General features: G+C 58.3%; 9 protein-coding genes. 2 read left to right on the forward strand and 7 right to left on the reverse strand.

Annotation, left to right across the window (positions count from 1 at the left end):
* Positions 1–42: 42 nt before the first annotated feature.
* The 3 genes from pulA to IG168_RS04200 form a co-directional block, all read right to left on the reverse strand.
* The gene (gene pulA / locus IG168_RS04190; RefSeq protein WP_193162053.1) at positions 43–2,559 is read right to left on the reverse strand and encodes a type I pullulanase; all 2,517 of its coding nucleotides are present in this window, start codon (positions 2,557–2,559) and stop codon (positions 43–45) included.
* Positions 2,560–2,630: 71 nt separating this feature from the next.
* On the reverse strand, positions 2,631–5,615 hold the full coding sequence (locus tag IG168_RS04195) for an alpha-amylase family glycosyl hydrolase (protein ID WP_193162055.1): 2,985 nt from the start codon (positions 5,613–5,615) through the stop codon (positions 2,631–2,633).
* 189 nt (positions 5,616–5,804) lie between these two features.
* Entirely contained in the window at positions 5,805–7,463 is a 1,659-nt protein-coding gene (locus IG168_RS04200; protein WP_193162057.1) for an alpha-amylase family glycosyl hydrolase, read from the reverse strand.
* 270 nt (positions 7,464–7,733) lie between these two features.
* Here IG168_RS04200 and IG168_RS04205 point away from each other — a divergent pair, with 270 nt between their 5' ends.
* The gene (locus IG168_RS04205) at positions 7,734–8,567 is read left to right on the forward strand and encodes a DUF3014 domain-containing protein (protein WP_193162059.1); all 834 of its coding nucleotides are present in this window, start codon (positions 7,734–7,736) and stop codon (positions 8,565–8,567) included.
* A 198-nt stretch (positions 8,568–8,765) separates the two neighbouring features.
* On the opposite strand, the gene IG168_RS04210 is transcribed toward IG168_RS04205, so the two are convergent.
* The 4 genes from IG168_RS04210 to glk form a co-directional block, all read right to left on the reverse strand.
* Entirely contained in the window at positions 8,766–10,133 is a 1,368-nt protein-coding gene (locus IG168_RS04210; protein WP_193162061.1) for an alpha-amylase family glycosyl hydrolase, read from the reverse strand.
* Between the two features lie 29 nt (positions 10,134–10,162).
* Positions 10,163–11,656 (reverse strand): tryptophan halogenase family protein, encoded by a 1,494-nt coding sequence (locus tag IG168_RS04215; protein WP_193162063.1) that lies wholly within the window; start codon positions 11,654–11,656, stop codon positions 10,163–10,165.
* A gap of 116 nt (positions 11,657–11,772) precedes the next feature.
* The gene (locus IG168_RS04220) at positions 11,773–14,601 is read right to left on the reverse strand and encodes a TonB-dependent receptor (RefSeq protein WP_193162065.1); all 2,829 of its coding nucleotides are present in this window, start codon (positions 14,599–14,601) and stop codon (positions 11,773–11,775) included.
* Between the two features lie 174 nt (positions 14,602–14,775).
* On the reverse strand, positions 14,776–15,738 hold the full coding sequence (glk, locus tag IG168_RS04225) for a glucokinase (protein ID WP_193162068.1): 963 nt from the start codon (positions 15,736–15,738) through the stop codon (positions 14,776–14,778).
* A 464-nt stretch (positions 15,739–16,202) separates the two neighbouring features.
* Here glk and IG168_RS04230 point away from each other — a divergent pair, with 464 nt between their 5' ends.
* Entirely contained in the window at positions 16,203–17,363 is a 1,161-nt protein-coding gene (locus IG168_RS04230) for a helix-turn-helix domain-containing protein (RefSeq protein ID WP_193162070.1), read from the forward strand.
* Positions 17,364–17,474 lie beyond the last annotated feature (111 nt).

Below are 17,474 nucleotides of genomic sequence, written 5' to 3' on the forward strand. Positions count from 1 at the left end.
CATCGAATTTAGTGTGAACAGGCCCTAGGCTGATCAGGCTGGTTACTGCCGGTAGAGCACCGTGACCGCCGTGCCCTCGGCGACCACCGAACCATTGACCGACCGTCCGTTCCCCGCCGCTGGATCGGACTTTTCCATCGCCACCTTCCAGTCACCAGCGGGCAGGCTGTAGCTGTAGTTGTCGGCGCTATTGTAGATCACCAGGATATCGCTCCAGCTGTCACCCACTGCGGCGCCGTCGATGCGATGGATTACCACCCCATAGCGCGGACGGCTTGCCGCCATGTGCTGGTCTACCGCATCCCAGCTGGTCAGCCGGAGGGCCGGGTGCGCCTTGCGCAGGGCGATGACATCCTCGTAGTAGGCGAGTACATCCGCGTTGTCGACCTTCCACTGCCAGTTGTACTGGTTGATCGCGTCCGGCGACTGGTAGCTGTTGTGATCGCCCTGCTTGTCTCGCATCAGTTCCACACCGCCGTGCAAAAACGGAATCCCCTGACTGGTCAACACAATGCCATTGGCAAATTTTTGGATACGACGCAGGTAGGGATCGCTGTGGCTTATGCCGTTCTGGTCCGCCCACTCCAGAATTTTGTCACGCAGGGTCAGGTTATCGTGAGCAGAAACGTAGTTGATGCTCTGCTCCGGGTCCATCGCGAACATCGGATCCCAGGTATCGATGACCCCACTGGCATCCTTGGCATAGCGGATTCCACCGCGGCTGCCCACCTCGATACGCCAGGTATCCGGATTGTCATTGAACGCAAAGCAATCGCCACTGTTGCAGCCGCCACTGTCGTTCTGCCCCTTGATCGCTTCGCGGAATTTCGGGTTGAACACCCCCACATGGGATTGGTAAATGCGCCCGATGGTGCCCAGGCGCACCCGCTCGAGCTCGCGCGGGTCGGCGGCGTAGCCGTTCCACGGCTCGCCGTAGATCAGCAGGTTACGGTCGGGGAACCTGCTGTTCAGGTTATCCGCCCAGTCCTGCACCTCGTCGTAATCGAATATGCCGATCAGGTCGAAGCGGAAACCGTCGATGTTGTACTCGTCCACCCAGTACTCCAGCGAATCGCGGATCATGCGGCTCACCATCGGCACATTGGCATCGATGCTGTTGCCGGTACCGGACAGGTCGGTCGCGGTGTAATAACTGGCGGAGATGGGCTCGAAGGTGCTCTTGGCATAGGTGTGGTTATAGACCACATCCATGATCACGCGGATGCCCGCCCTGTGGAACTCGTCCACCATCTGCTTGAACTCGCGCACGCGGTTCTCGTAGTCGTACGGCGTCAGCGAATAGCGCTCCTCCGGCACATTGTAATTGCGCGGATCGTAGCCCCAGTTGTAACAGCTGGTATCGGCCAGGTTGGCGCAGGAGGCGAAGTCATACACCGGCATCAACTGCACATGGGTAACCCCCAGCTCTTTCAGGTGATCGATACCGGTGGACACGCCGTTGTAGCTGGTGCCGCCCTCCACCAGACCGAGAAACTTGCCGCGCTTGGCCGCGGACACACCGGACTCGGACGCGATGGTGAAGTCGCGCACGTGCAGCTCGTAAATCACCGCGTCCTCGCGCTGGTTCAGCGCCGGCACCGGCGACCAGCCGCCGGGCAGATCGGTAGTGGAGAGATCCATCACGATATTGTTGTCGGTGTTCGGCTCCACCATTTTTCCGTAGGGATCGCGCACCACAATGCCGTTGACCACGAAGTAATAGGACTTGAGCTTCCAGTCGCCACTGACCGTCACCGAGTAGACATCGGTCATGCCCGTCCCCACTAAAGAGGCGTCCGGAATTTTGCTCATTGCATAGCTCTGTCCGTCCAGCACCAGCTGCACACTGCTGTGATCCGGCGACCAGAGCGAGAAGGTGGTTTCCGTCGGTGAGTAGACCGCGCCCAGCGTCTGCACGCTGCTGCCGCAGTTCTGCGTGCATCCGCCAACCGGCTCCAGCGTATAGCCGAGCGTGGCATCATCGACGGTGAGCAGGTAGTCGCCGGTCACGCCGGTATAGATATCGGAGCCGAACTGATCGAGCACACCGTCACTGTTGTTGTCGCCGTAGTTCTGGCTCCAGTCCCCGTACACGTCGACCTTGAAACGCTGGTCCGCCTGACCGTCAAAATTGATCGTCAACTGCCAGGTATTGTCCGCTACCAGCTGCATCGCGCTCGCACCCCAGGCGTTGGATGTGCCGCGGAAATATAAACTGGAAAAATTGGTCGCCGAGCCGCCGGCACCGCCGCAGCTGGCCACTTCGGCTACCAAGATGCTGTGGCTGTCACTGAAAAAACTGATCTGATAGCTCTTGTCTGAACCCACGCCGTAATCAGATACGGGGTAAGCCTCCTGCCAGTCGCCGCTCCTGTCGATCTTGAAGCGCGGCCCGCCGCTGGCGTCGCCGGAAGCGAAACTCTGGCAGGTCTGGTACTCGGTGCCGCCGACATAATCCATCGCGGTAGTGCCCCAGCTGTTGGACGTACCGCGGAAATACCAGTCGGCGCTGGCGTGGGCGCTGAGCAGCAGCACGCCGATCATCAATGTTCTCTTCATCGCTCTTTCCACTTTGTTTTTATCTTTTTCACAGGAGCAGCCTTCGGCTGCTCCTCATCGAGAAAACAGGGCTAGCGCAGATAGACGCCGTCGCTGCCGATCTTGCCCGCTCCGTTCAGCACATAGATACCGGCGGAAAAGGCCTTCACCGTGAAGCTGATGCTGCCGCCCGCCACCTGGACCTGCGCACCAGAAACGGCGTCGGTATAGGTCCCGTCGGGAATTCCGGATACCGTAATGCCCTGATCAGACCCCGCGGCAAGGCCCACCACTGCGTAGGAATTGCCCGTGCCTCCTGTACCGGAATAGTTGCGCACAAAACTCATTCCCGCGCCCCACTCGCTAACCTTTTCCATCTGCCCTTTCTGCAGTGCCGGTATTGCGCGGCGAATCTGATTCAGGCGCTGGATGTGCTTGTACAGATTGTGATTCTGGGTTGTGGCCAGGTCGTCCAGATAGGGACCGAAATAGGCGCGCCCTGTCTGATCGAGGGTGTCGTTGGAGGATTGGATATCCTGTGGCAGTCCGGCCTGGAACATCACTTCCTCGCCGTAATACAGCGCTGGAATACCGCGGATGGTCCACAGCAGGTTGTAAACCATCGCCGCATCGCTCTCGGCGCCGCCGAAGCGGTATTTGAAATCGTTATCCGGACCCACGTCGTGGTTCTGGAAGAAGGTCACCAGCTCGGTAGGATCAGCATAGGTCCAGTCCATATCCAGCGCCCCCTTGATACCGCCGAAGCTGCCGCGGGTGACGTTGTCGCGGAAGGTTGAAAAGAGCGGGAAGTCCAGCACGGCAAAATCCGAGTCCCCCTGCGGGTTACTCGGGTCGCTGCCAGTGCGCGTGTACCACCATGGACGGATCACCGCAGAGGCGTTGTCGTTGCCGAGTTCAGAACCGAAGCCGAGCCCTTTCACCAGATCCTCGCCGAACACAAACAGACCCGGCTTGTGCGCCTGCCACTCGCGCACATAGGTCAGCAGCTCGTCGCGCTCCACATGCTTGACCGTGTCCACGCGAATCGCATCCACCCCCATATCCAGGTACTGCTCAATCGCGTTGTTGAGGTAGTCCTTTACGTTCTGGTTGCCAGTGGCCAGGTCGATGGTATCGCCAGCCATATGTTTGTTCTGCAATGCCGTGGGGTTTTCCCAGTCGCCGCCGGACATAAAACCATCCTGGTGGTACCAGGCCGGATCCAGGTTGTTGGCATCGATGCCAAAAAAGCGATTCGGGTCGTAACCGGCGAGCGGCACGGTCACACCGGTTTTCGGATCGATAAGGGGAGATACGCCTTCGGCATCGGAGCTGTGGCGGTCGCGGAACCACTGCGGCGCTACCGGGTTATCGTTGTCGTCGCGGAAGGCGCTCTGGTAATCGCCCAGGTTGCCGAAGTAGGGATCGTTGCTGACCATGCCCTGGCTGCTGCCGTCGGGTACGTAGTACTTGATCGGCAGGTGGTCGATCCACACCTGACCGCGGATGCCGTACTGGCTGGAGTGGTTGATCACCACATCCTGGATGACCTTGAGGCCTTTCGCGTGCGCCGCATCGATAAAGTCCTGGTAGGTCGCATCCGCGGATTCCAGGCGTGGATCCACTCTGGTCCAGTCATAGGCGTGGTAGCCGTGGTAGTCGAGGCCGCTGCGGTTTTCCACAGGCGGGGTTACCCAGATAGCGGTAAAGCCGAGATCCACAATGTAATCGAGCTTTTCGATCAGGCCCTTGAAGTCGCCGCGCCACTGGGGGTCGCCGGGAATGATGCGGTCGCGGTTGTAGTAGTTGTTGCTCGGGTCGCCGTCGTAGAAGCGCGCTGTCAGCACAAAGTAAATGGTTTCGGAGCGGAAGTCGTTACCCTCACTGACAGGTGGCGGTGTGGTCGTGCCCTGCTCGGTAACGGTGATTGCGTGGCTGCCGGAGTCAAAACAGATTTCATAGTCAGTATTGGTATTTACCGTGTAGTCAGCGGTCGGGTAGCTCTCGGTCCAGTCGCCGAAATGGTCGATCTTGAAGCGCGGGCCACCGCCGGCATCACCACTCGCAAAACTCTGCTCGCTGCAGAAATTAATACCGTCGCTGGACTGCATTTCGGTCGCTGCCCAGCCATTGGCGGTGCCGCGGAAATACCAGCTGTCCTGCACCGGCTCCACCGCAGTGATATCCACCGAGGTCGAGTCGCTCGCGCCCTGGTCATCGGTCACGGTCAGGCCGATGGTGGTGGTACCCAGGGTGTCGAAAGTGACATCGATGCTCTGCGTGGTCTCACCAGTGGACCAAAGGTAGGAGGCGATACTGCCATCCGCATCGGAGGAGCCGCTGGCGGAGAAAGTCAGGCTGCTGCCCAGCTCCACGCTCTGGCTTGCGGGAGAGATGGCCGCTGTGGGACTCTGGTTGCCGCCTTGGGAAATGAGTTGGTAGCTGAGGGTGCTGTCATCAACCTGCAGCAAATAGTTGCCCTGTATGCTCGTATAGATATCCGAACCGCTCGCATCCAGCACGCCATCGCCGTTGTTGTCACCGTAGTTCTGGCTCCAGTCTCCGAGCAGGTCCAGCTTGTAGCGCTGGTCTGCCTGGCCGTCAAAAAAGACCGACACTTCCCAGGTGTTATCTGCTACCAGCGTCATGGGTGTGCTGGCCCAATTGTTGGGCGTGCCGCGAAAATACAGTGAGGAGAAATTGCTGGCATAGCCACCTCCCCCGCCGCCGCCATCGCAGCTGGCCACCTCCGTCACCGAAATACTGTGGCTGTCGCTATAGAAAGTAATTTCGTAACTCTTGTTGCCGGTTACGCCGTAATCGGCAGCGGGATAGCTCTCGGCCCAGTCGGCGTAGCGGTCTATCTTGAAGCGCGGGCCGCCGCCGGTATCACCATTGGCAAAACTCTGGCAGGTTTGATACTCGGTGGCAGTTATCGATTGCAGTGCGGCGGCCTGCCAGTCGTTGGCAGTTCCGCGGAAATACCAGTCCGCGGAGGCGGTGGCAGAGTAACCAGCAAAAAACACGCAGGGGATGGCGAGCAGCCGGGAACGGCTACCGTTTAAAGGGTTTCTCATCGCTGTATACCGTTATTATTTATTGGATTTATGACCGAGCGGCACGAAACAGCTGTGAATTCGGCGAGTAAGTACTAGCAGAGTAGAGAAGCCCCGGTTTGGGGCGCATCCTCCCCAAATGGGGGCGTAGCAGAAAAACGTGACAGAAGGCGCATTGCCCACGATGGGGCAATGCGTCGGAAGAGGGACTCAGGTCTTGTCGCTGGACTTTTTCTGCGAGGGCTGCCCTAACAGCAGCAGCTCAAACGGTGTATCCAGCGACACGGCACCGTTTTTCACCACCACTTCCCGCCTGGAATAGTAATCCTTCAAGCGGGTACCATCGGCAAACAGGTCGTAAACCGACAAGGTCTTCTCGCCCGCAGGCAGACCTGTGGAAACCAACACCCTGTCGTTCCCATTCAGCGTGCGCGAGAAGGTGTAGGGTTTGTCGGCCAGTTTCTTGTGCACGCCGGCACCCACCGCCGGATGGGCGTGGCGGAACTGACCGAGCTTCTGCCAGTGGGCCAGCAACGCGCGGGTTTTCTCGTTTTTGAGATCGCCCCAGTTCATGAAACTGCGCAGCTGGGCATCGCCCTCGGCATCCGCGGTCAGTGGCCGCGCCAGTTCGTCACCGTAATAAATCTGCGCAGCACCAGGCGCCAGCATCAGTTTGAGGGCCGCATCATAGGCGTATTTGCGCTCGCGGTCGTAGGAACTGCCATCGTCGTGGGACGTCAGGTAGTTGAGCACGTCCACACCATCCAGCGCACCGCCGTGCAGATCGTTCGAATAACTGGCAAACAGGGGCTCCATCTCTTCCTTCGCCCGCTGGGCGAAAGCGAAGTTGATCAGGCTGTCGAAACCGTAGTTGTAGAAATCCACCTGGCGGTCACCGTAGCCGTAGTTGCGCCCCTTGGTCGCGCCGAAATCGTTGGCGCCAAAGCCGTAGACCTCACCGACCATAAAGAAATCGCGGTCGTCGAGCTTCTTGTCCGGGTTGCGGGCCTTCCAGTCCGCCAGCGCCATGCTGGATTCCTTTTTCAGCGCAGCCCACACTTCGGGCTCTACGTGCTTGGCGGTGTCCACGCGGAAGCCGTCCACGCCGTATTGGCGCACCGGATCAGTCAGCCATTTGATCAGGTAGTATTTGGGGGCACGCGGATAACCAGTGCGTTGGAAGAAAGCATCCAGCTCTGCGCGCTCCTGGTCCAGGCGGCCTTCTGCCTGCCACTTCGCCACCAGCCGCGGTGGCAGGTCTACGGGCTTGTCGCTGTCGGTGCGGATATCCGGCAGGTTCTCGACCAGGGTGCAATCCACAGCGCCGGCGTAACCGGACCAGTCGCAGGTCGGCTGGGTGCGCACCCAGGAGTCAGGCCACTGCGGGTCCTCGTCGGTGACCGGGCCAGTGTGGTTGACGATGACATCCATCAGCACGCGAATGCCGTGGCGGTGAGCAGTCTCGACCATTCGCGCCAGGTCCGCTTCGCTGCCGAAGTTGGCATCGACCGCAGTCCAGTCAGAGGGCCAGTAGCCATGATAAGCGTAGGTGCGCCCGGTTCCCTCGTCGGTACTGCCGTGAATCTGTTCAAACACCGGCGAGGTCCAGATGGCGTCCACGCCCAGCTCGTTGAAGTACCCCTCATCCAGCTTGTCGATTACGCCCTGCAGGTCACCACCGGCAAACCCGCGCAACTTGGCCGCGTCGTTCTTGCGCCCATAGGAAAGGTCATTATTCGGATCGCCGTTGTTAAAACGGTCAGTCAGCAGGAAGTAGACGGTGGCATTGCGCCAGAACGGATCCGGATCGGCAGCACTGCTACAACCGCTAAGGCAGAGCAGTGCGATAAGACTGATGAGGCGTTTCATTTTATGGGTGCTCTTCTCGTACATTCATCGAATTCTGTGCCAGAGACTCTAGCGCGACCAGAGAGCTAGGCATCCTCCCGCGCGGGGGCGTATACCCGCCGGCAGCCATGACCCGGCGGACAGATTCATTGCAATACCCCGGCAGCTACTCTAAAAAGGGCACTAGGCCGTGGATGACCAAATGGAAACCAACCGGCCACATCGCTGTCTAGATGATAAACCCGTCACAGTTCGCCGTCTGGTGGACCTTCCGATCAAGGAGCTCAGCGCATGTCTGAAGATCAATCGAGCCGCGCTTGGATCATCGTACTTGCGGTCATTGCCACCATCGCCGTCGTGGCGTATTTCATCCTCTCCGCCGACAAAATGCCCAAGCCCAAGGCCCCTCCGGCTGTGGAGGAACCGACCGTCCAGGAACCGGCGCCGGATCTGGAACCACAGGTGGAAGAGGAGCCTGCGGCGGAACCCCAGCCGGTTACCCCGGAACCCGAGCGTAAGTTACCGGCCCTGAATGACAGCGACAAGGCCGCGTACGGCGACCTGCTGAGTCTCACGCCCGACGACGCCCTGTCCCGCTGGCTGGTACCCGACGAAGTCATTCGCAAGTGGGTGGCCGCCGTCAACTCCGCTGCCGCGGGTGACTTGGTCACCAAGAATCGTCCTTTCAAGAATCTTCGCGGCGCGCCGGTGGTCGACAAGAGCGGCGCGACCGGTATGGAACTGTCTCCGGAGAATTACCAGCGTTACGACACCCCGGTGCGACTGTTTGCAGTAGTGGATGTTGATACCGCCGTGAAGCTCTACCGTTTCTGGTATCCGCGTCTCTCAGAGGCATACGGTGAATTGGGCGTAAAGGGTAAATCCTTCCACCAGGTGTTGCTAAAAGCCATCGACCAGGTGCTGGCGGCACCGGAGGCGGAACAACCGATCCAACTGGTGCGTCCGTCCGTCTATTACAAATTTGCCGACCCCAAGCTGGAAAAACTGCCCGGCATCCACAAACTGATGATTCGTATGGGCCCGGACAACGCCGCCCGTGTTAAGGAAAAGCTTAAGGAACTGAAAGCAGCGCTGGAAAAGATACCGCTGCAGCAGAACCAATAGTCAACGATGCCACTGCCTCTTCTCGGCTGGTGCCGACCGAGAGGCAGTGGCGAGCATATCGCAGAAAAACTGCATCCATCGCAACTGGCACCAAGCTCCCTAACGACATCCTTCCTCTGCGGTCATTTTACCCGCGTTTTTATCATCAGCTTCCAGAGCCAACTTTAAAATTCATCGGGCCATCCCCTACACGTAGAGTTAGTTGACGTAAACGCGATAGCCCCAGGGTGGCAGGGTCAAACTAGCGTCAGAATCCATGACCACCCTTTTCCGGCTGAACAGTTCCGTGTACTCACCAGGAAACAGTGTATCGGAGAAAGAAACGGTTTTTTCTTCGTCGCTAAAGTTCATCACCGCAAAAACTTTATCTTGTTCATTCTGGCGCACGAAACTGAGCACCTTTTGCGGCTGGGTGTTCGGTACCTTGACCATCGTCGCGCCCGCGGCCCCGTTCCACAGTGCTGTGTTGTCTTTCTTCAGGTGCAGTAGTGTGCGATAGAGGTTCCCGATTGGGTCTTCTTTCCACTCGATTGGATCCTTTTCAAAGAACGCCAACCGCTTCCGGTTGCCGGCCTCCTGACCGTTGTACACGAGTGGCATCCCCTCGCCGATCACGGAGAGTACAATCGTGGGCTCGAGGCCATCGCCGAACGCCTCGTACTGGGTAGCCTCCCAGGAATTCTTGTCGTGATTAGAGACGAATACCATACGGTAAGCGTCCTTTGGAAAGGCGCTCTCGTTCCACGAATAGTAGACAAACAAACGATTGAGATCTGCCTTGCCCTGGGTAATGGCATGCATGGTATCCCACCAGCTCCATGCGTAGGTCATGTCAAAGGCACTGGCGTGCAGGTCGCGAGACTCCCATTCCGCCAGCATGAATACTGGCTTGATGGCGTTCAGTCTGCGGCGCACGGTATTCCAGAAATCCACCGGCACGAAGCCAGCCACATCGCAGCGGAAACCATCCACGCCGGCCTCCTCGACCCAGTAGGCCATCGCGTCGGTCATGTACTTGCGCAGACCGGGCTTGCTGTAGTCGAGATCGATGATGTCGCTCCAGTCCCACCAGGGAGTGGGGTGGAAATTCCCGTTGTGATCGCGCTCATACCAGTCCGGGTGCTCCGTGCGCAGCTCATTATCCCAGGCCGTGTGGTTTGCAACCCAGTCCAGGATGACGTGCATACCCAGAGCATGGGCGGCGTCGACAAACTGCTTCAGGTCCTCGAGCGTACCAAATTCGGGATTGACGCCATAGTAATCTTTGACCGAATAGGGGCTGCCGAGACTGCCTTTGCGGCTCTGCTCACCGATAGGAAAAACCGGCATCAGCCAAATAATATCGACGCCCAGGTTTTTCAAACGCGGAAGTTCCTTTTGCGCCGCTTTAAAAGTGCCTTCCTCGGAAAACTGGCGTGTATTCAGCTCGTAAATAGACGCATTGCGGGACCAGTCCGGGTGCTCGATCTTGATGTAAGGCTCGGGACTGTAGGTGTCTTTGTCAGGCTGGCTGCAGGCGGTCAATAAAATCAGCCCAGCTACAGCAATGGCGTTGCGAACACTCATAAAAGGCACACCTTTTTATCTTTTTTGTATCAGTCGATGAGAGACAAGAAATGCTTGTGATCCGGCAAACCTTTTACGGTGCCATCAATCAGTGTCTTAAGGCTCTCCAAAAGATCTGCCAGCTGCTCCTTTGATAGCGCGTCGGCCAGCGGGTGGTAATCCTCGGGGACAATACCCTGGCCGATCAGCACCTGTTGCCAGGCCGCCTCCGCAAATAGATCATCGTAATCGCGGAACAGCTTTCCGGTCTTCGCAAACAGCGCGACTTTCTCACGCAATGAATCCGGAATATCCATCGTTTCGCAGGTGCGCCAGAAATCGCTGTCGCGACGCTCGTTCGCTTTGTAGTGCAGAATGATGAAATCCCTAATCCGCTCCATTTCCACCTGTGACTGTCGATTGAATTCGGCGACCTCTTCGGGGCGGATTCCGCGGTGTGGAAAGAGTTTTGCCAGACGCGTCGCAGCCGTCTGGATCAGGTGGATGCTGGTTGACTCCAGCGGTTCCAGAAAGCCGCTGGACAGACCGATGCTGATGACATTTTTATGCCAGGGCGCCTCGCGGCGGCCGGTGCGGAACGCAATGGTTTTCGGCTCTGCCAGTGCTTCGCCCGGAAGGTTGCGCATCAATACATCGCGCGCCTGTTCATCACTCCAGTGTGCGCTCGAATACACCAGGCCGTTACCGGTGCGGTGTCGCAGCGGAATTTGCCATTGCCAGCCGGCCTCGTGGGCGATGGAACGGGTATAGGGAACCGGCGCGGCTGTGGCCGCACTGGGCACTGCCTGGGCCCGGTCGCAGGGCAGCCACTGCGACCACTCCTGGAAGCCCACACCGAGGGTTTTCTCAATCAGCAGTGCAGCCATACCGGTACAGTCGACAAACAGGTCGCCGGCGATCCGTTCGCCGCCCTCAAGCAGCAGGCCTTCGACAAAACCGGTGTCGCGATGCACCTGCACTTCCTGTACCGTACCCTCGACGCGCTGCACGCCCTTACTCTCACTGTAGCGACGTAAAAACTGCGCATAGAGCCCGGCATCGAAATGGTAGGCGTAGGTCAGCCCCGGCAGGCTGGTGTTCTGGATGCGCGCCAGGTGCGCAAACTTATCGTGAATGGCAGCCTGATAGTTGAGGGAGTAGTCCCACAGGCTGGTCTCGTTACCCTCCAGGCAGCTGCGGCGCCAAAAGTGGTGAAAATCACAGAAGGGAAAATTTTTACCGACGGAGCCGAAGGCGTGCATGTAGCTTTCGCCTTTTTTCCACCAGTTTTCAAACTGGATACCCAGCTTGATGGTGCCCTTGGTCTCGCGCAGGAATTCGCGCTCATCCAGGCCCAAAGCCTGGTTGAAGTTAACGATGGGCGGAATGGTGGCTTCACCGACACCAACAGTGCCGATCTTGTCCGACTCGACCAGCACAATCTCAATGGCTTTGCCGAGCGTTTTGACTATCAGGGATGCGGTCATCCAGCCGGCGGTGCCGCCACCGAGGATTACCAGTTTCTTAATCTTGTTCTCGTTCATGTCGCCCTAATACCCCCGAGTGCCGAATTTCTGCGGCACTCGCATCCGGAAAATAAAAAAGCCCTTGCAATACAGGATCGCAAGGGCTTTTTACGGCTATTGCCTGTCAGCGGGGATTACAGCTCGTAGCTGAAGCCCAGCAGGTAGGTCTTGCCGTAGCTCTGGTAGTCGCGAACCTGCAGCGAGTTGTCACCACTCAGGGTAGTGAACGGCTCGTCAGTCAGGTTCTGACCCTGCAGGTATACGGACAGGCCTTCCAGGCCGCTGATGCCAGCGTCGCTGAAATCGTAGCCGATCTGGGCGTCGACGATGGTTTCACCCAGCACGTCCACCTGATCGGTGTTGAAGCCAAGGCCGTAGACCTCGCCCTTGAAGTCAGAGCGCTTGCGCATGCTGGTGCGTGCGGAGAAGCCATGGTTGTCGTAGTAGAACGTCAGGGACTCGATTTTCTCGGACAGGCCGGGCAGTTCGTAAGGATTGCCGTTCAGGTCTTCGATATCGGAATTGACGCCGGTGTGGCTGGCGAGCAGGCCGAAGCCATCCAGGCTTTCGCTGAACATGTTAAACGGCAACGCTGCGGAAAGCTCGTACCCGGTAAGAGTACCGCCACCGCCATTTTCCTTAACAGAAACAGTCGCAGTTGCACCGTCGGCAGTCATGCCACTGACAGGGTCGACGACACCCACCAGGGTCTCTTCGTAGCTGCCGTCGAAAGTCCAGCTCTTCAGGTCTTTCCAGAACAGGGCTACAGAGAAGTAGCCTTCTTCACTGAAGTAGTTCTCGTAGGAGAGATCTACACCTACCGCTTCCTTCGGCTCCAAGTACGGGTTGCCACCGCTAATTTTCCAGACATTACCGTTGTCATCCGGAGAACCCGGCGTGTACTCCAGACGTGTGGACGCATTCATTTCGTCCATGCGCGCACGAGAGATGGTCTTGGCCGCGCCGAAGCGGATGGTTTGCTGCTCGTCCAGCGCCAGAGACAGGTTCACGCTCGGCAGCCAGTGGCTGTAGTCGTGAGTCACATTAGTGGGACTGGCCTCCACAATGCCCTGGGCATTGGTATTGCCCTGGTAACCCTGGGAGTTCAGCTCTGTATAGACGTAACGCAGGCCGGCGTTGCCGGTCAGCGGGAGACCCGCTACTTGAGTTTCGAAATCAGCCTGGGCAAATGCTGCAGTCACCTTCTCATTTACTATGAAGGACTTGGTCAGGTGCTGGATACCGGTCAGCGCTTCGTCGGTCAGGCTGTAGTAGCCGTCTTTCAGCATTGCGGCTGAATCGTAGGCAATCATGTCGCCCATACCGATGAAGTCCAGAGACACACTCCCCATGCGGTACTGCTCCGGCACGGTCAACATGCCTTCGGACTCGCCATCGAAGTTACTGAGGGTCATGTAGTAACCCTTGGACTTCTTGGTTTTCTCGCGTTCGCGGTAGGACACGCCGTAGCTGATCTCGTTGACGAAACCGATATCCACCATCTGCTTGGCGGCCAGTTTGAACGAGTTCAGCTCGTCGTCAATTTCCGGTGCGTTCAGGAAGCCGTCCTGCGCGGAGTTACAGTATTGGGAATCCGGAACACCTTCAACACCGCAGGTCATGCCGTACTTGTTGTTCAGTGCGGAACTGGCGCCCCAGCTCAGCGGACCGCCCATCTGGATCAGGTTCCAGTCGCTGTAATCCAGGTTGTGATCGAAGTGCGCGCCGGTATTGCCGCCGTCGAAGGTGTAAGTCAGGTCATCGGCCACGCCCTGGCTGTCGCCGCGACCAGTACCGGAGTAGCTCTCGAAGCTCCAGATATCGCGTTCAACCTTTGAGTGGCTGGCGTCGAACTCCAGCTGCAGTTCGTCGGTGACGTCATACTTGGTGTTGAAGCCGAAAGACTGCAGCTTGGCATCACGATTTTCATAATCGTTACGCACCACGACGCGCTGACCTTCGGTGGTAGCACTGGTGATAAAGCCGCTGGCCGGATCAACCACGGCGGTATCCGGGCTGATGGAACCCTGACCCCAGGCAAACGGAATCTCGATGCCGCGCAGGTGTTTCTCATCGGAGAAATCCACGTACAGGCTATCGAACGTCATGTGCAGCTTGTCGTTCGGCTTGGCTTCCACCACCAGCATGGCGCTGTCGCGGTCCAGCACGGAGGAGCGAACGAACGGCTTGGCACCACCGAGGATGGAGTAGTTATCACCCTGGTAAGTGAATTCGGGGTAGCCCCAGGCGTTCCACCGCTGCTCCTGGTTCGGAGAACTCATGGTGTTGTAGGCGAAAGCCACACCGATGGTGTCGTCGGCAAACTGGTCGATGTAGGAGACGGTAGCGCGCTGACCGGAGTCTTCGCCATCGGGATTCAGCTTGTCGAAGCTGGTCATTTCGTACTGGCTGCTGACCTTGATTACGCGCTCTTTGCGATCGAGCGGTTTGACGGTCTGCATGTCGATAACGCCGGCGATGCCCTCGGCTTCGATATTGGCCTGAGGTGTCTTGTAGACGGTAACACCGCTCATGATCTCGGACGGGTAGAGGTCGAACTCCACGCCGCGGTTGTCGCCGATGGAGACCTGTTCGCGACCGTTGAAGGTAGTGGCGCTCTCGTTTTCACCAAAACCGCGAATGGTCACCTTGCTCGCGCGACCATCCAGTCGCTGCGAGGCCAGGCCCGGCAAGCGGGAAATAGCTTCGGCAATAGAGGAATCCGGCAGCTTGCCGATATCTTCTGCGGAAATGGCCTCAACCACGGCCTTGGCGTCGCGCTTGGTGTCGATGGAGTCCATCACACTCTTGCGGAAACCGGTAACTGTCACCTCTTCGAGGGACTTGGAAGCAGCTTCTTCGTCAGCCGCAAACGCCGGCAGCGAAACGCTTGCAGTGGCAGCAATGGCGACTGACAGCAAGGTCGGGCGGAAACCCGCTTTGCCATATTTGGATAGACTCATCATCTTCTCCCTGGACTTATCGTTATGGTGAGACCTTGCATCCTAGGTCTACCCAAAATCCATAACATCCTCCCCCATGGGGGGAGGAGGCGGGAGAATCGCAAGCGCTCACCAAAGGAGCGTTTGCAGACACCTTAACTCTTTGTTTTTACATCAGTTTTAATACTGTCGAGATCAGTCTTCCAACTGTGCCGCCGCTCCGAGCAACGCCTGGAAACCCGCCTTGAGGGCGTAGAGGGGGACCGTTTTCATCCACGGCTCCACTCGCCCCTTGCTCAGGAAGCGTTGCTCGAACTCGCTTTCGGGCAGCAGCTCGACAATCCGCGGGAGTATACCACCACCGATGAAAACGCCGCCACGTGCACCGAGGTACAACGCCGTGTCCCCGGCAGCGCTGCCAAGAAAGTTCAGGAAATCGATCAGGGTCTCGCGGCACAGGGGATCGGAACCGTCCAGGCCGCAGCCGCCCACATCCGGCGGCGTATAGTCCTCCGGCGCCCGACCGTGCAGTTCACACACCGCGCGATACAGGTTTACCAACCCATTGCCGGACAGCACCCACTCATTGAATACCGGGCAGCGCTCGCGCATCATGATCTGCAGCAGCTGCAGTTCCCGCTCGCTGCCGACGCCCAGATTGGCGTGCCCACCCTCGCCGGCCATCACGTGCCAGCGTCCGTTTTCCGCCGCCAGTCCAGCAACGCCCAGTCCGGTACCCGGGCCGAGCACCGCCATGGCCGAATCCGGCACCCGCGGCACATCGCGCAATACGTCGTAGTCATTCGCGCTCAGCAATGGCAGGGACTGCGCCAGCGCGGCAAAATCGTTGATCAGTTCCAGGTGGGCGAACTCGAATTCGCTGCGCAGCGCTTCGGCGCAGATACTCCAGCCGAGGTTGGTCATATATACCCGCCCACCGGCGGCGGTCTTTTCCACTGGGCCCGCCGCGGCGATACAGGCGCGCTCCGGCACCGGCTGATCCAGGCTGTCCAGCCAGTGGCGCAGGGCGGCATCGAATCCGGAAAACCGCTGACAATCGACCACCTTCAACGCTTCCAGCTGGTAGCCATCCGCCGTCGACCTGGCGATGGCAAAGCGGGCGTTGGTTCCGCCGATATCCGCTACGATGCTCGTCATTGTTCTTCCTTACTCAGTAGTCCCCGAAAAACGGCGGTATAAGTTACGGTTTCACTCGTGAAAAAACCACCCCCGAATGTGACCGCTACCATCAATTCCGGTGTCTGCGCGCTGGCCCGGGGGAAGACAAAACGGCTGAATTCGTGCAGGGCCCCACATTGACGTAAAAAAAGGCCGGCACAAGGCCGGCCCAATCTAAAAGTAGAAGAAGAAGAAAGGAGAGGCAGGTATTCAGCCCTCTACCCTCGGGCAAGGCCCGAGTCGCCATCATCCCCGCCGCCGCAGGGCTTGTCGGCCCACTTTGCCCAAAAGGATAAACTGGGCGTTGCCACTTTGCCCTTGCGCAGCCGGGAGAGGCCGCGGCATTCCGTTCCGGGATAGGCTTGGCATTGGTTATTCTCTATACTATCCGGCATTAGAAGAACGACACATAACTCTTATAATGACGCCGACACAGAGCGCTGATGAAAGCTTATATATTTAATATCCACGACGTGGTTCTGCTGATGACCGCGGCGGAATGTCTACTGCTGTCCATCTTCCAACTGGTGCTGCCGCTGCGCGAGCGCACCTATGGCCTGCTGCTCACCGCCTTCCTGCTGATTGTTGCCGTGGCTTCGGGCTGCACCCTGATTCTGTGGAATGACCAGTTCGAGCTGCCCCACCTGATCGATCAGGTACTGCTGCCCTATTTCCTGTTTGCAGCGCTGATGCTGAAGGGGCCGGCGATCTACCTGTACGTATCTGCACTCACCCAGCAAAACCTGCGGCTACAGTGGCGCCATGCCCTGCACCTGCTGCCGGCGCTGACCCTGCTACTGTGCATCGCGATCTTTGACCTGAGCAGTGACCACCTGCGCCATATCGCCATCGCCGGCCAGGGCTTTTCCGCCAGAATGGTGGACCTGATCTGGGATCTGTCCACGCTGATTCCGCTCCTCTATGCTGCCGCGGCAGCGTTGTTGATCCGCCGCTATCGCGGCGAACTGAAAGACGAGTACTCCCACTACTCCACTACCGAGCTGAGCTGGCTCAATGCGCTGACGCTGGGTGTACTGGCCAGCTGGGGCTGGACCATGGCGGTGCATGTAGTCGCCAAATTCGCCTCCGGTCAAACCGCCGACTATCTGGGAATCGCCGACAACTACATTACCTTCATTCTGATCAACGCATTCTTCGCCTACTCGCTGACCTATGCCCACCAGTTGCTGATCACCAAACCGGAGCGCCACCGCGAGGCTCCGGAAGACGAGCCGTCTGAGAGCGCCATCGACCGGGTGCGCCAGGCGATGGATACAGACAAGCTGTACCTGAAGAAAAATCTCAACCTGGAACAATTTTCCACGCGTATTGAACTGCCGGCAAAAGAAGTCTCCGCAGTGATCAACAAGCACTTCGGCACCAACTTCTTCGAGTTCGTGAATTCCTATCGCGTGGATGAGGCCAAGGCACTGCTGGCCGACGAGAAAAACGCGGATATGACGATCCTGGATATTCTGTTGCAGTCCGGCTTCAACAGTAAATCCGCATTCCATCGCTTCTTTAGCCGCCTCGTCGGCATGTCGCCGACGGAATACCGCAAGCGGGCCCAACAGCAGGACGGCGCGGTCGCTGCTGCCCGGTAATCCCCACGCCAGTGGAGCCGATCTGGCGCCCCCTCTTTTTCGCTGCTCCCAGTAACAAGAAACCCCGCTCAAGGCGGGGTTTCTTGTTACTAGGAACCTGAATTAGTCCAT

Origin of the sequence: Microbulbifer hainanensis, from assembly GCF_014904735.1 — a bacterium.
GTDB lineage: Bacteria > Pseudomonadota > Gammaproteobacteria > Pseudomonadales > Cellvibrionaceae > Microbulbifer > Microbulbifer hainanensis.